Origin of the sequence: Zymomonas sp. (assembly GCF_020216885.1) — a bacterium.
In the GTDB taxonomy this organism is placed as follows: Bacteria; Pseudomonadota; Alphaproteobacteria; order Sphingomonadales; family Sphingomonadaceae; genus Zymomonas.
Window position 1 is genome coordinate 1 of sequence record NZ_JAIWON010000116.1, and the last position, 14,402, is coordinate 14,402.

The 14,402-nt window shown below is 47.1% G+C and carries 11 protein-coding genes and 1 pseudogene; all 12 read left to right on the forward strand.

The genetic code is table 11. The features are described from left to right. Positions 1-704 precede the first annotated feature (704 nt). Positions 705-1,703, forward strand: a complete 999-nt coding sequence (rsmH, locus tag LDL18_RS06580; protein WP_296507987.1) for a 16S rRNA (cytosine(1402)-N(4))-methyltransferase RsmH — start codon at positions 705-707, stop codon at positions 1,701-1,703. Beyond that, positions 1,700-2,290: a hypothetical protein gene (locus tag LDL18_RS06585; protein ID WP_296507990.1), complete on the forward strand. Its 591-nt coding sequence runs from the start codon at positions 1,700-1,702 to the stop codon at positions 2,288-2,290. The genes rsmH and LDL18_RS06585 overlap by 4 nt, the downstream gene beginning before the upstream one ends. Next, positions 2,287-4,002, forward strand: a complete 1,716-nt coding sequence (locus LDL18_RS06590) for a penicillin-binding protein 2 (protein ID WP_296507992.1) — start codon at positions 2,287-2,289, stop codon at positions 4,000-4,002. The genes LDL18_RS06585 and LDL18_RS06590 overlap by 4 nt, the downstream gene beginning before the upstream one ends. Further along, positions 4,002-5,462, forward strand: coding sequence for a UDP-N-acetylmuramoyl-L-alanyl-D-glutamate--2,6-diaminopimelate ligase (locus tag LDL18_RS06595; RefSeq protein ID WP_296507994.1), 1,461 nt, complete (start codon positions 4,002-4,004; stop codon positions 5,460-5,462). The genes LDL18_RS06590 and LDL18_RS06595 overlap by 1 nt, the downstream gene beginning before the upstream one ends. Beyond that, positions 5,459-6,850: a UDP-N-acetylmuramoyl-tripeptide--D-alanyl-D-alanine ligase gene (gene murF, locus LDL18_RS06600; RefSeq protein ID WP_296507996.1), complete on the forward strand. Its 1,392-nt coding sequence runs from the start codon at positions 5,459-5,461 to the stop codon at positions 6,848-6,850. The genes LDL18_RS06595 and murF overlap by 4 nt, the downstream gene beginning before the upstream one ends. Beyond that, positions 6,838-7,908, forward strand: coding sequence for a phospho-N-acetylmuramoyl-pentapeptide-transferase (mraY, locus tag LDL18_RS06605; RefSeq protein WP_011240698.1), 1,071 nt, complete (start codon positions 6,838-6,840; stop codon positions 7,906-7,908). The genes murF and mraY overlap by 13 nt, the downstream gene beginning before the upstream one ends. Then, on the forward strand, positions 7,905-9,230 hold the full coding sequence (gene murD, locus LDL18_RS06610; protein WP_296507999.1) for a UDP-N-acetylmuramoyl-L-alanine--D-glutamate ligase: 1,326 nt from the start codon (positions 7,905-7,907) through the stop codon (positions 9,228-9,230). Before mraY ends, murD begins: the two co-directional genes overlap by 4 nt. Further along, positions 9,230-10,465 (forward strand): putative lipid II flippase FtsW, encoded by a 1,236-nt coding sequence (gene ftsW, locus LDL18_RS06615; RefSeq protein ID WP_296508000.1) that lies wholly within the window; start codon positions 9,230-9,232, stop codon positions 10,463-10,465. The genes murD and ftsW overlap by 1 nt, the downstream gene beginning before the upstream one ends. Further along, the gene (gene murG, locus LDL18_RS06620) at positions 10,462-11,625 is read left to right on the forward strand and encodes an undecaprenyldiphospho-muramoylpentapeptide beta-N-acetylglucosaminyltransferase (RefSeq protein ID WP_296508001.1); all 1,164 of its coding nucleotides are present in this window, start codon (positions 10,462-10,464) and stop codon (positions 11,623-11,625) included. The genes ftsW and murG overlap by 4 nt, the downstream gene beginning before the upstream one ends. Then, complete coding sequence (gene murC / locus LDL18_RS06625; protein ID WP_296508003.1) at positions 11,622-13,052, forward strand: UDP-N-acetylmuramate--L-alanine ligase; 1,431 nt, start codon at positions 11,622-11,624, stop codon at positions 13,050-13,052. The genes murG and murC overlap by 4 nt, the downstream gene beginning before the upstream one ends. After that, positions 13,049-13,981, forward strand: coding sequence for a UDP-N-acetylmuramate dehydrogenase (gene murB / locus LDL18_RS06630; RefSeq protein WP_296508005.1), 933 nt, complete (start codon positions 13,049-13,051; stop codon positions 13,979-13,981). The genes murC and murB overlap by 4 nt, the downstream gene beginning before the upstream one ends. Then, a pseudogene (locus LDL18_RS06635) lies at positions 13,978-14,402 on the forward strand (D-alanine--D-alanine ligase); the annotation flags it as partial. The gene murB and the pseudogene LDL18_RS06635, both read left to right, overlap by 4 nt.

Genomic DNA, 14,402 nt, shown 5'->3' on the forward strand with positions numbered 1-14,402 from the left:
AATAAATTTAAAATATCTTGTATTTTGAATGATTTTTTAAACCAAAAGATTGGCTGTTTTTACAATTCACCCCCTATTAGACGATCAGTGTTATGGAAGTCAGTTGTTTGGGAGGCTATTGTTATAGCTTTTAATCTAAAAATATAAAAATGTTTATTTTCAATAACTTATTTAATGAAGCTCAAAAAATATCTCTTTTTTTAAGAAAGTGGTTTTAATCCCACTTGTCGGTTTTATACGGCTATGATACCCCAAGAATAATAGTTAATAATTCCTTTCATTTAAATAATGATACTGATCAGATAGGGTAAGGCGTTGTCGCATTTGGCTTTCTATTACAGAAAGAACAAAAGAAATTCTGTTTCCAACAGAATAAAATTACCTGCACCTGAATTTTATCCAAGCCATTTAAAATATAACTTTGCAATTTGTAATAATAATGAAAAATTATGTAGCAATATATCATTTGGGTCTATTTTAATCCAAAAGTTAGTTCTGTCGGGTAAAATTTATCATTCTATTTTTAAACAAAGGGATAATGAATCCGCCTTATTATTCTCATTCAATACATTCCAATTTATCGGCCAAAAATTGAATAAATTTTTCAATTTTGTCTTTTTTTTCTTTTCTCGACTGATTTCTTCTCAATTGATGACATTTATTTTTATAAATTTTTGCAAGTTGGGTCGGATGGAAGGTTCCTTATGACATCTGACTCTTTTTCAGCCCCCCATATTCCAGTCCTTCTTGATGAAGTCATAGAGGCTTTATCGCCCGTTGAAGGCGGCATTTATATTGATGGCACTTTTGGTGCAGGGGGATATAGTCGCGCCATATTAGAAAAGGCTGATAATCAAGTAATCGCCTTTGATCGCGATCCTGATGCTATTCGCGAAGGGGCAGCCTTGGTCGATAAATATAAAGGTCGGCTACGGTTAGTGAATGACTGTTTTTCTAATATCGGTCACCATCTTGATGCTTTGGGTATCGAGGCCGTTGACGGAATGGTTTTCGATATTGGCGTTTCTTCCATGCAGATTGATCGCCCTGAACGTGGTTTTTCGATTCAGGCTGATGGCCCGTTAGATATGCGGATGGCTCAAGAGGGGCTGTCTGCCGAAGAATTCCTGAATAATGCACAGGAAAAAGACATTGCCGATGTCCTTTATCTGTATGGTGAAGAGCGTCAGTCCCGCCGTGTGGCACGAGCCATTGTCGCCGCGCGTCCTTTAACGACGACTTTTCAGTTGGCTAAGGTTATTCGCCAATCTTTGGGCTATCGTCCTTTTGATAAAAAAGATCCGGCTGCCCATTGTTTTCAAGCCATTCGGATTCATCTGAATCGCGAATTAGACGAATTAAAAGACGGATTACAAACAGCCGAGCGTTTTTTAAAAACCAAAGGGTGTTTGGCGGTTGTTACTTTTCACAGCCTTGAAGACCGCATTGTAAAGCATTTCATGAGGGAACATTCGGGGCAGACGGGGCAGGTATCTCGTCACCAGCCTTTGATCCCGCAACAAAATCCTGTTTTTTTCTCAAAACCCGCTCGCCCTGTGAGAGCTGGAGAGGCTGAACTTGCCCGTAATCCAAGAGCGCGTTCGGCTACTCTTCGGGCTGTCTATCGGACAGAAACGCCGTTTTCAGAAGATATTTCTCGACCTGATACCCATATCCCGCGTTTTCGGAGACAACCGGCATGATAATCACAAAGCATTTTCGCTCTATTTGCTTGGTCGGGTTGTGCTGTATCGCAGCCCTGATCTGTTATATGATTACGCAGCGGGTTTCTCTGGAAAGACGGGCGCTATTGCATACCGAGCGGGAAATCTTGAATCTACAGCAGACTATTCGCCATCTTCAGACCGAAAAGGATACCCTTGCCCGCTCAGGACAAATTGACCGCTGGAATGCCGAGGCTTTTGCGCTGGTTTCACCGAAAATAAACCAATTTGTTTCTGATGATGCCCAATTGGCAGCGCAAGATAATCAGGCCGATAGTGGCAATGCCAATATGTCGCCAAGCCGTGACAGTCAGGCTGGTTTCAGGCAGGCGAATTATGTGGTGCCTTCAGGACGCGGAAATCAACAATTTGCTGCGCCTTCATCCTATAAGTCAGAACCAGTGAAAAAAGTTCAATATAATCATTCTTCTGGTGCATCAGAAACGACATTGGCGCCGCCTGCTCCAGCACAGAATACTATCAAGAATGACAATAAGGGAATGACCAAACTGGCAGCCTTATCTCTTCCGAATAACCATTATAGCAAGATACAAGCTGTCCGGTGAGCACCCGCATTAAGTCTCAAAAAAAGAAAGCCTTATCATCTGTCGCTGATATTCTGACCACAAGCCATATCCGGCTTATGGTCTTGCTTATTCTTTTTTGCTGCGGCATTGCTGCGGTTATTGCTAAGCTTATATGGCTTATCTTTATTACCGGTTGGGGGGTAGAAGAGCGCCGCCATCCACCCGTTGCACCGTTGCAGGCGCGTGCCGATATTGTTGATCGTAATGGTCGGACATTGGCACGCACGATTGATGTTTGGTCTATCGGGATACATCCGCGCACGTTACAGGCTAATCACATCAGCGACCCCGATATTCTGGCCGCTAATCTAGCTGCTTTGCTTCCTGAGCGGACGGCCGATGAATATCGGAAGATTTTACATTCCAATCGTAGCTTTGTTTTTTTGCGTCGCCATGCCTCGCCGGAATTAGTGCGCGCTTTGAATATGCTGGGTGAACCAGCCATTGATTTCTTGCATGAGCCTTCGCGATTATATCCAGAAGGTAACCTATGCGCCCATGTTATCGGCTGGATTGGTGAAGATGGCCATGGCCAATCCGGCATGGAATACAGTTTTGACAAGGAATTGACTGACCCCAAAAGACAGTCGGAGCCTTTGGCGCTTTCTATTGATATTCGGGTTCAGGCCGCCGTTGAAAAATCATTAGCTGCAGCCATGCAAAAATATAGCGCGGTGGGTGCCAGTGCTATTGTTTTGGATGTCGATACTGGCGAAGTTTTAGCGATGGCATCCTTGCCCAATTTTAACCCGAATGATCGGAGTAGTTCTGATCCGACTGCTTTTGACAACAAAGCGACGCTTTCTGTGTATGAATTGGGATCGACTTTTAAGCCTTTGACCATGGCAACCGCTATTCAAGATGGTGTCGTAACCTCTTTGGCAAAAAGGTATGATGCAACCGAGCCTTTGGCAGTGGGTCGTTTCCATATCCATGATGAACATGCCCAGAAAAGATGGCTGGATGTGCCTGAAACGCTTGTTCATTCTTCCAATATTGTGACTGCCCGTATTGCTGATGAATTGGGTCCCGAAAGAATGCAGGCGATGTTCCGAAATCTTAATTTCGATCATCGTCCAGCTATTGAACTAGCCGCCAAAGGTCGTCCGATTTGGCCTGCTTTTTGGGCAAGAACAACAGTTATGACGACCGGATATGGTCATGGTATTGCAGTTACGCCTTTACATCTAACCAGTGCTTATGCCGCCATTGTGAATGGCGGTATTTGGCGACCGGCCACCTTGTTGAAGCGTAGTCCTGATTATCGTCCCGATGGCAGCCGCCAGATTATTTCTGGTCAGACTAGTGCGACTATGCGGCGATTATTGCGCTTGATTGTAACAGATGGCACCGGACGCAAGGCCAATGTTGAAGGTTTTCGGGTCGGTGGCAAGACCGGAACGGCGGACAAAGCTGAAAAAGGTCGCTATAATCACGGTGCGCGTATTTCGACTTTTGCCGCCGTTTTCCCTATGGATACACCGCGTTACGCTATTGTTGCTATGCTGGATAACCCGCAAGGGACGGCTGAAACGGGAGGTTATGCCACAGCCGGTATGGTAACGGCACCAATGGTCGGGGATATTGTTCAGCATATAGGCCCGTTGCTGGGCGTTATTCCTGATCCGAAACGTGATCTGGATCTTACCGATTTACGGGCTTTGTTATGGAAACCACCGGCGAAACAATAATGAGCGGCACAGAAAAAAAACTGGGATTTTTGGCCTCCGGTTACGGACTTAGCCCAAGAGAAAAAGACTATTCTGTTCTTGGTTTTGCGGTGGATAGCCGCAAGGTTGAGAAGGGTTTTGTTTTTGGTGCTTTTTCTGGAGCCAAAGTGAATGGCGAAGATTTTATAGAAAAGGCAATAACCGCCGGTGCCGTCGCCATTGTTGCACGCCCCGAAGTCAAAGTTGAGGGTGCGGTTCATTTGGTAGCCGAAAATCCTCGATTGGCTTTTGCTGAAATCGCTGCCCGTTTTTATGCGCCTTTCCCGCCTGTTATGGCTGCGGTAACGGGCACAAATGGCAAAACATCGGTAGCGGAATTATGCCGTCAGCTTTGGACGATAGCGGGTCATAAAGCGGCATCAATCGGGACTTTGGGCGTTATTACTGCGGAAAATAACTATTCGCTGGGAATGACAACGCCGGATGTCGTGACCTTTCTTTCCTGTTGTTCCGATTTAGCGCGTGCGGATATTTCTCATGTGATTTTTGAAGCCTCCAGCCACGGTCTTGACCAATATCGAAGTGATGGGGCGAAAGTGATTGCAGGCGCTTTTACCAGCTTTTCTCGCGATCATCTGGATTATCACGGGACAATGGAACGCTATCTTTCGGCCAAACTGCGTCTATTTGATGAGCGTATTGCCCCTGATGGTATAGCTGTCGTCTGGGCTGATGATCCGGCAGCTGAGACGGTTATTGCCCATGTCCAAAAACGCGGTTTAAAATTAATAGATATTGGAGAAAAAGCTGAGGCCATCCGCCTCGTTAATCGAGAGACTGATAGTCAGGGACAAACGATTACCCTCTTGATTCAGGGTGAAAACTATAAAATACGCCTGTCTTTGATCGGTGGGTATCAGCTATCCAATGCTTTGGTAGCAGCCGGACTGGTTCTGGCCACGGGCGGTGGCATCAAGCAGACGATGGCGGCTCTCTCTTTACTAAAACCTGTTAGAGGCCGATTGGAAAGAGCAATCCAAAGCCAAAATGGTGCGGAAGTTTATGTCGATTATGCCCATACGCCTGATGGTTTGAGAGCTGCGATTGAAGCTTTGAGGCCTCATACTGAAGGACGTCTTTGGGTTGTTTTTGGGGCAGGCGGCGATCGAGACAAAGGCAAAAGGCCGGAAATGGGTAAGATTGCCGCAAGTCTTGCCGATCACGTTATTGTAACCGACGATAATCCTCGTGGTGAGGATGCTGCGACTATCCGAAAAGAAGTTCTGGTAGGAGCGCCTTTGGCAGAAGAAATCGGTGGACGGAAAGATGCTATTTTTTCTGCTATCAAGCGAGCCGAAAAGGGCGACATTGTCTTGATCGCGGGAAAAGGGCATGAGCAAGGCCAGATTATCGGCCGTGGAGAGACTATGCGGGTTCTACCTTTTGATGATGTGACTGTCGCCAAAGAGGCTGTATTATGAAGGCTTTATGGCAATCCGAAGCTATTGCGCAGGCTGTAAACGGTAAGGCTTCGGCTGATTTTTCTGTTCGGAATGTTGCCTTTGATTCCCGCGAAATTCAAAAGGGTGATTTGTTCTTTGCTTTAAAAGGCACGGAATCTGATGGACATAACTATGTCGAGGCAGCTTTCAAAAGGGAGGCTGCGGGAGCGGTGGTTATGTCGCCGGTGCCTTATCCTCATATTCTTGTTGATGACAGTTATCAGGCTTTGAAAGATTTGGCGGTTGCATCCAGAAAACGCAACCATGGTAAAATTATCGGCATCACCGGATCAGTCGGGAAAACCAGTACCAAAGAATCTTTGCGTCTTGCCTTAGAAAGAATGGCACCGGAGAAAGTCCATTATTCGTTAAAAAGTTATAACAACCATGTCGGTGTCCCTTTGAGCCTTGCCCGTATGCCGGAAAAAAGTCTTTTCGGTATTTTTGAAATGGGTATGAATCATGCGGGAGAATTATCTGATCTGACCGAGATGGTTCGGCCTGATGTTGCCTTGATAACAGCGATTGCACCGGCACATGCTGCTTTTTTTGCAGATGAAACCGCCATTGCCGAGGCTAAAAGCGAGATATTTAAAGGTCTATCATCGGGGGGGATCGCTATTATCCCTCATGATTCCCCCTATCGTGATTTGTTGGCAGCTAAAGCCCAAGAGAAAAAGGCTGAAATTCGTAGTTTCGGTTTTGGCGAAGGGGCAACCATCCGTGCCCAGAATATCGTTCGCGAGGCAGATGGGCGTGTGCTTGTAACGGCCTCTATTCGTAATCGCCAACTTGTCTTTTCTCTGGCGATGACTGCCGAGCATTGGATTTCAAATGCGATGGCTGTTTTAGCGGTGGTGGATGCTGTTGGTGGTGATTTAACCTTAGCCAGTTTGGCCTTGGGTGATATTACCGGTTTCCAAGGTAGAGGACAGCGTTTTGAGATCCCTGTTGGAGATGGATGCGCTACTGTTATTGACGAAAGCTATAATGCCAACCCAGCATCAATGGCGGCAACAATCAAGGCTTTGGAAAATGAGCCAAAAGACAAAAGACGTATCGTCTTATTGGGCGACATGCTGGAATTAGGTCAAAATTCTGCCGCTTATCATCGAGCATTGGCAGACCCTTTATCCCATGCAGAAGTAGATCATGTTTTATTGGTCGGGCAGGAAATGGCCGCTTTGGAAGAAAGTCTTGCCGGTAAGCTCCTGTGTGATCGAATAGAAAAGGCCGATCAGGCAGAAGCGCTTTTGTCTGGGATATTGAAAGCCGATGATATTTTGTTGGTTAAAGGGTCGAATAGTCTGGGATTATCCGCGGTGGTTTCGTCTCTTTCGAAAAAGGGCTGTGCATGTTCTATCTGATTGCCTCGGCGGAAGGCTTTTCCCGATTATTTAATCTGATCCGTTATATTACTTTTAGAACAGGGGCGGCGGCTATCACCGCCTTGTTAATCGGATTGATTTTTGGCCCGCGTTTTATTGGCTGGATGCGTATTCACCAGCATAAAGGGCAACCTATCCGTGATGATGGCCCGAAAACACATCTGGCGAAGGCCGGCACCCCGACGATGGGCGGGCTAATGATTTTGATTGCGGTCTCTATCTCGCTCTTTCTATGGATGGATTTTGCCAATCCCTATGTTTGGGCTTGTATCGCGGTGATGTTGGGCTTTGGTGTGATCGGATTTATCGACGATTATGACAAAGTAACCCAAAATTCGACACGGGGTGTTTCAGGTAAAGTCCGGCTTTTATGGGAATTCGGGATTGCCTTTTTTGCCTGTTATCTGATTTTGAAAGACGGCAATACCCAGCTCTATCTGCCTTTTTATAATGGCCCTGTGATTGACCTTGGTTGGTTTTATTATCCCTTTGCGGCTTTTGTCATTGTTGGCACCGCCAATTCTGTCAATCTGACAGATGGTCTTGATGGTCTGGCAACGATGCCGGTGATTATTGCCAGTCTCGCCTTTTTCGTTATCAGTTATGTCGTTGGTAATGCCGTTTTTGCGCATTATCTCGGTATTCCTCATGTCCCCGGAGCCGGAGAGTTAACGATTTTGACGGGAGCGATTATCGGGGCGGGTTTTGCTTTTCTGTGGTTTAATGCACCGCCTGCAGCCATCTTTATGGGTGATACGGGGAGCCTTGCTTTAGGAGGGTGCCTTGGCACGATTGCGGTTGCGACCCATCATGAAATCGTTTTGGGGATTGTTGGTGGTCTTTTCGTCGCAGAAGCCCTGTCGGTGATTATTCAAGTCGGTTTTTACAAGCGTTTTAAACGGCGCGTATTCCGTATGGCACCGCTGCACCATCATTTTGAACAACTGGGTTGGTCAGAGCCGACCGTGGTGATCCGTTTTTGGATTATCAGTTTTGCTCTGGCTTTGCTTGGTCTAGCAACGTTGAAGTTAAGATGATTACTAGCCCCGTTTTTTCCGGTCAATTTTATGCGGTTTTAGGTCTTGCCCGATCAGGCATGGCCACTGTGGCTGCTCTTTTGGCATCAGATGCCAAGGTAATGGCTTGGGATAATAATCCCAAAACCTGTGATCGACTGCAACAGCAATATCAGGAAGCGATTGATAAAGGACGGCTGGTTATTGCCGACCCGATGATTGCTGATATTTTTGGTATATCTGCCTTTGTCGTATCTCCCGGTATCCCGATCAATCGTCATCCAATTGCGGCTCTGGCGAAAGAGCGCGGTATTCCGATTATTGGCGATATCGAATTATTTGCCCAAGCCCATGGATTTTGGGAAAGACATGGACGGCGTTGCCCAGTGGTCGGCATCACCGGAACAAATGGTAAATCGACGACAACAGCGCTTATCCATCATATTTTGGAAGAGGCGGGTATCCCGACCTTGATGGGCGGTAATATTGGTTTGCCTTTATTAGCGGCAGATCCTTTGCCCGATGGTGGGGTTTATGTGTTGGAATTATCCAGCTATCAGATTGATCTGACCTTTACCCTTGATTGCGATATTGCAGTTTTGACCAATATTACGCCAGATCATCTCGATCGTCATGGCGGTTTTGAAGGCTATCGCAAAGCCAAAGAACGGCTATTTTTACTGCAATCATCGCCACATTATGCGGTTATTGCAACGGATGATATCCCTAGTCAGGTCATCGCCAAGCAGTCGGCTGCCCATTTGGTAACCGTGCATGCTGATAATATTTCAGCAGAAGATCAAATAAATTGGTCGAATTTGCAGGGCCCTCATAATGCTCAAAATGCCGTTTTAGCGATTGCCGTCGCCCATATTCTTGGAATCTCGGATGATATCATTTCAAAAGCCTTGGTCAGTTACAGGGGATTACCTCATCGGATGCAAAAAATCGGTGAACGGCGGGGTGTTTTGTTTATTGATGATTCCAAAGCGACCAATGCCATGGCAACGGCACCTGCTTTAGCGGCTTTTCCAGCTATTCACTGGATATTGGGCGGTGTGCCAAAAACAGCTGACCTTGATCCTTGCAAAGCCTTTTATAATCATATCCGTCAGGCCTATACGATCGGTCAGGCGGGGCCTGATTATGCGCAATTATTGCGTGAAGCGGGGGTGAAAGTTGTAGAATGTGGCACCCTTGAAAAGGCAGTTCGTTTGGCAGCGGAAGAAGCCCAGCCTGATGAAGTCGTTATGTTGACCCCAGCTTGTGCCTCTTTTGACCAGTTTAGCGATTATGAGGCGAGGGGTGAGGCCTTTAAAAAAATAGTGGAGGCGCTTGATTAATGGGCGCTATGCACCATTCCGGATCTGATAAAGTTGATAGCGCTTCTGTGATCGAAAGCCGGAAAAGAAAAATGCGGAAAGATATCAAAAACCAAAGGCTGGGGCGAGCTGACCGCTCGGCTTTGGGACGATGGTTTTGGGAAATTGATCGCTTTCAGCTTTTTCTGATTTCGCTTCTGATTGCAATCGGAGTGATTGCTGTTGCAGCAGCATCCCCTGCGATTTCGGCTCAAGAAGGAAAGCCCGCCTTTTATTATTTCACCCGCCAGATTTTCTGGTGTCTTATCGGCATCCCCGTCATGATCGGGGTATCCATGGCACCGAAAGACCTTGCCCGTCGCGCCTGCATTTTAGGGGCGGCCGTGTGTTTTTTCCTTTTACTCCTTGTTCCTTTTTTAGGTGTGGAAGTGAATGGTGCCAGACGATGGCTTGGTTTCGGGATGTTTAAAATCCAGCCTTCGGAATTTTTGAAGCCTTTTTTTGTTGTTACGATGGCTTGGATGCTTTCTTTCCGCTTCAAAGATAAAAATTTACCGGTAATTCCGATCTCAATGTTTTTTGTGGCGATTATTGGTGTGTTGTTAATGAAACAGCCTGATTTCGGCCAGACAGTTATTTTTACAGGGGTCTGGCTGGTGTTGTTGCTTTTATCAGGTATTCCGGTTTTTTTGATGATCGGCCTTGGTGTTGCAGGTGCTTTAGGAATTGTCGCGGCCTATGAATTTTATTCTGTTGCGCATACGCGGATTGATGCCTTTTTGAACGGCACCGGCGACCATTATCATGTTGACCGCGCTATGGCGACTTTGACCAATGGCGGCTTTGTCGGCGTGGGCCCTGGTAGCGGGATTGAGAAATTTCGCTTACCTGAAGCCCATAATGACTATATTTTCTCCGTTATCGGTGAAGAATTTGGCCTTTTGGCCTGTATTATCATTGCCCTTATCTATGGCACTATTGTTATAAGGGTTTTTAGGCGCCTGCTTGGCGAAGATAACGGCTTTCTGTTATTGGCCTCGGCAGGTCTTGCAACCCAATTCGGGTTGCAGGCTTTAATTAACATGGCGGTGAATGTGCAGCTTCTGCCTTCAAAGGGAATGACTTTGCCTTTTATTAGTTATGGCGGGTCATCTCTGGTCGCTATGTCTATCGGTTTCGGATTGTTGCTGGCTTTCACCCGCCGCAATCCTTATCTTGCCCGATCAACCTATCTTCCGAAGTGGCAGCAAAAATGAATGGCAGCCGACAATATATTCTCGCCGCTGGTGGCACTGGTGGCCATATGATTCCAGCCCACGCATTGGCTGTTGAGTTAATGCGGCGGGGTCATCATGTGGCTTTGGTGACCGATGAAAGAGGCACGCGTTTCCCCGAATTATTTAAAGATGTCCAGATACATCAGCTTCCTGCCGGTCGTTTAACGGGCGGGGTAAAAGGCCTGTTTCAGGCGATGCGGAATATCTGGGCAGGGCGAGAACGCGCCTTGACGCTTTACGAAAATTTTACACCGGCGGCGGTTGTCGGTTTTGGCGGCTATCCGGCGTTACCGGCGTTACTGGCAGCGTTTAAAGCGAAAATCCCAACGGTTATTCACGAGCAAAATGCGGTGATGGGACGGACGAACCGTTTTCTTGCTGGAAGAGTGGATGCCATTGCCACGGCTTATCATCAGGTTGATCGACTGAAAAAACGGTATCGTCGTAAGACTGAAGTCACAGGTAATCCGGTGCGGGATGAAGTCTTGTTTTTGCGTGACCTGCCTTATCCGCCGTTAAGTGACAACAGCATTTTTCGGATATTGGTTGTCGGTGGTAGCCAAGGTGCCAGCATTTTGTCAGAAGTCGTGCCGGAAGGTTTGGGGTTATTGCCACTTCATCTGCGGCGGCGACTTCAAGTGACGCAGCAATGCCGACCGGAAGATTTAGAAAAGACCCGCGCCCAATATGCCAAATTGGGCATTCCTGCCGATATTTCGACCTATATGGCGGATTTGCCGCAGCGTCTTGGTTGGTCTCATTTGGTTATTTCCCGTGCAGGCGCTTCGACCATTGCCGAATTAGGCGTTGCTGGACGGCCTGCTATTCTTATTCCTTATCCTGCGGCCATGGATAACCATCAATACGCCAATGCCCGCGAGCTTGTTTCTGCCGGTGGAGCGCGTTTGATTGATCAGCGCCGTTTTAATCCTTTTGAACTGGCAAAACAGATTCAAAAAATGGCTTTGGAACCTTCTGCTTTAAAAAATGCCGCTGCCAGAGCCAAGCAAGTGGGTTACCCCGATGCGGTTGAAAAATTGGCTGATTTGGTCGAGCAGGTCGGAGGCGATTTGCCGCAACAGAATTCTGTAGAAGAAAATTCGACTTTCGAAAAAAATCAAGAAGGAGCGGTTGCATGAAGGGTGTCGGCACGGATATCGGCCGAATTCACTTTGTCGGGATAGGGGGTATCGGAATGTCCGGTATCGCCGAAGTGATGCATAATCTCGGCTATCAGGTTCAGGGTTCTGATATTTCAGAAGGCTATACTGTCGATGCTTTGCGCCAGATGGGCATTAAGGTTCTGATCGGGCATCATGCTGAAAATGTCAAAGATGCGGCGGTCGTTGTCGTTTCCAGTGCTATTCATCGTGGTAATCCCGAAGTTGAAGCTGCCCTTGAAAACCGTATTCCGGTTGTGCGTCGCGCGGAAATGCTGGCTGAACTGATGCGGTTGAAGTCCACCGTTGCTGTTGCTGGCACCCATGGGAAAACGACCACGACTTCGATGGTTGCGGCCTTGTTGGATGCGGGTGGCATTGACCCGACGGTTATCAATGGTGGCATCATTAACAGTTATGGTTCCAATGCGCGTTTAGGCGATTCCGATTGGATGGTGGTCGAAGCCGATGAAAGCGATGGCAGCTTTTTACGCTTGGATGGCACCTTGGCCATTGTGACTAATATTGATCCTGAACATCTTGATCATTACGGTTCCTTTGAAAAAGTGCAGGATGCTTTTGTCGAATTTGTATCCAATGTACCTTTCTATGGCGCTGCCTTCTTGTGTATTGATCATCCTGTGGTTCAATCTATCCTCCCTCGTATTCGGGATAGACGGCTAATTACCTATGGTTTTTCGGCTCAAGCCGATATTCGGGCGGTTGATATAACGCCTATCTCTGGTGGTAATAGCTTTACAGCGGTCATTCGTGGTCGTGATGGGGATATCCGTCGGATTGAAGATATCTTTTTACCGATGCCTGGACGGCATAATATCCAAAATGCGTTATCAGCTATCGGGGTGGCTTTAGAATTTTCTATTCCTGATGCTGCTATCCGTGACGGTTTTGCGCGTTTCGGAGGGGTGAAACGTCGCTTCTCTCGGGTTGGCGAGATTAAAATTGGTGATGGCTCGGTTCTGGTTATTGATGACTATGGTCATCATCCGGTTGAGATTAAGGCAGTTTTATCAGCGGCTAGAGAAAGCGCGCAACAACGCGTCATTGCTGTGGTTCAGCCGCATCGTTTCTCGCGTTTACATGATTTAATGACAGAATTCCAAAGCGCTTTTAACGATGCTGATATGGTGTTTGTCGCACCGGTCTATGCGGCTGGTGAACAGCCAATAGCGGGCGTGGATTCTCAAGCCTTGGTTTCAGGATTGAAACAGCATGGCCATCGTTCTGCCCAAGCTGTTGATTCTCCTCGCTCTTTGGCGATTGCGCTTGCTGATATTATCAAGGCCGATGATATCATTATTTGCCTTGGCGCTGGCGATATTACGAAATGGGCCGCAGGTCTTGCGGCGGATATTACCTCAATCAGAGAGGTCAATCACTTATGACGACTGCTTCATCTTCCAATATCTCAAGTAAATTACCGTCTATTCGCGGTGAGATAGAAGCCAATGCGCCTTTGGCACCTCTGACATGGTTTCGGGTCGGCGGTAATGCGGAATGGCTGGTCAGCCCCTATGATACCGAAGATTTATCGGATTTTCTGAAGAAAATTGATCCGTCTATGCCGGTCAGGGTGCTGGGTATTGGCTCTAATGTGATTATCCGCGACGGTGGTGTTTCTGGCGTTATCATCCGTTTGCCGCGCCGTTTTTCATGGGTAAAAAGAGAAGAGGGTAACCGCCTTCGTTGTGGTGGCTCGACCCTTGGCATGATGATTTCAAAAGTGGCCGCCGCTGAATCTTTGACCAATCTGGAATTTATGCGCGGTATTCCAGGATCGATTGGTGGTATGATCCGCATGAATGCCGGTGCCTATGGCGGTGATATTTCCAAGATTTTAATTCAGGTTACGCTGGTTCGTCGAAATGGTGATATTGAAATCTGGCCGGTTGAAAAACTGAATTTTGCTTATCGCTATTCTGAATTGCCAGAAGATGCGATTGTGACCGAAGCGCTTTTTCAAGGGCAACCCGGCGATAAAGACAAAATCGAAGCCCAAATGAATAAAATTATCGCCGAGCGTGAAGCCAGTCAGCCGGTTCGCAGCCGGACGGGAGGCTCGACCTTTAAAAATCCTGAAGGCTATAAAGCTTGGGAACTTATTGATGAAGCCGGTTGTCGCGGTTTAAAAATCGGTGATGCCGAAGTTTCTACCAAACATGCGAATTTTCTGTTGAATTTGGGTGATGCTACGGCGGCGGATATTGAAAATCTTGGCGAAGAAGTGCGGGCGCGCGTTAAAGCCAAATTCGGTATTACCCTTGAATGGGAAATTAAACGCATCGGCCATAAACGCGATGAGGATAAGGCATGAGCGACAAAAAACATGTTGTCGTTTTGATGGGCGGATGGTCATCCGAACGTGAAATTTCGCTTATGTCAGGCCGTCATGTCGGCAAGGCTTTGGAAGAGGCCGGATATCGCGTTACGCTGCTCGATATGGATCGGGATATTGCGTTCAAGCTTCGTAATGCTAAGCCGGATGTGGTTTTTAATGCGTTGCATGGCACGCCCGGTGAAGATGGCAGTATTCAAGGTCTGATGGATTTAATGGCTATCCGTTATACCCATTCGGGTTTGACGGCTTCGGCGATTGCCATTGATAAAGAATTGACCAAAAAGATTCTGACCCCTGAAAATATTCCGATGCCACAAGGCTGTTTAGTAGAGCGTGAAAGCCTTTATCAAAAAGACCCGTTGCCGCGGCCTTATGTCTTGAAACCGGTCAATGAAGG

Coding starts and splice junctions, on each gene's coding strand:
- murC (WP_296508003.1), top strand. CDS start 11,622: ATGAAGGGTGTCGGCACGGATATCGGCCGAATTCACTTTGTCGGGATA.
- rsmH (WP_296507987.1), top strand. CDS start 705: ATGACATCTGACTCTTTTTCAGCCCCCCATATTCCAGTCCTTCTTGAT.
- mraY (WP_011240698.1), top strand. CDS start 6,838: ATGTTCTATCTGATTGCCTCGGCGGAAGGCTTTTCCCGATTATTTAAT.
- murD (WP_296507999.1), top strand. CDS start 7,905: ATGATTACTAGCCCCGTTTTTTCCGGTCAATTTTATGCGGTTTTAGGT.
- murF (WP_296507996.1), top strand. CDS start 5,459: ATGAAGGCTTTATGGCAATCCGAAGCTATTGCGCAGGCTGTAAACGGT.
- ftsW (WP_296508000.1), top strand. CDS start 9,230: ATGGGCGCTATGCACCATTCCGGATCTGATAAAGTTGATAGCGCTTCT.
- LDL18_RS06595 (WP_296507994.1), top strand. CDS start 4,002: ATGAGCGGCACAGAAAAAAAACTGGGATTTTTGGCCTCCGGTTACGGA.
- LDL18_RS06585 (WP_296507990.1), top strand. CDS start 1,700: ATGATAATCACAAAGCATTTTCGCTCTATTTGCTTGGTCGGGTTGTGC.
- murG (WP_296508001.1), top strand. CDS start 10,462: ATGAATGGCAGCCGACAATATATTCTCGCCGCTGGTGGCACTGGTGGC.
- murB (WP_296508005.1), top strand. CDS start 13,049: ATGACGACTGCTTCATCTTCCAATATCTCAAGTAAATTACCGTCTATT.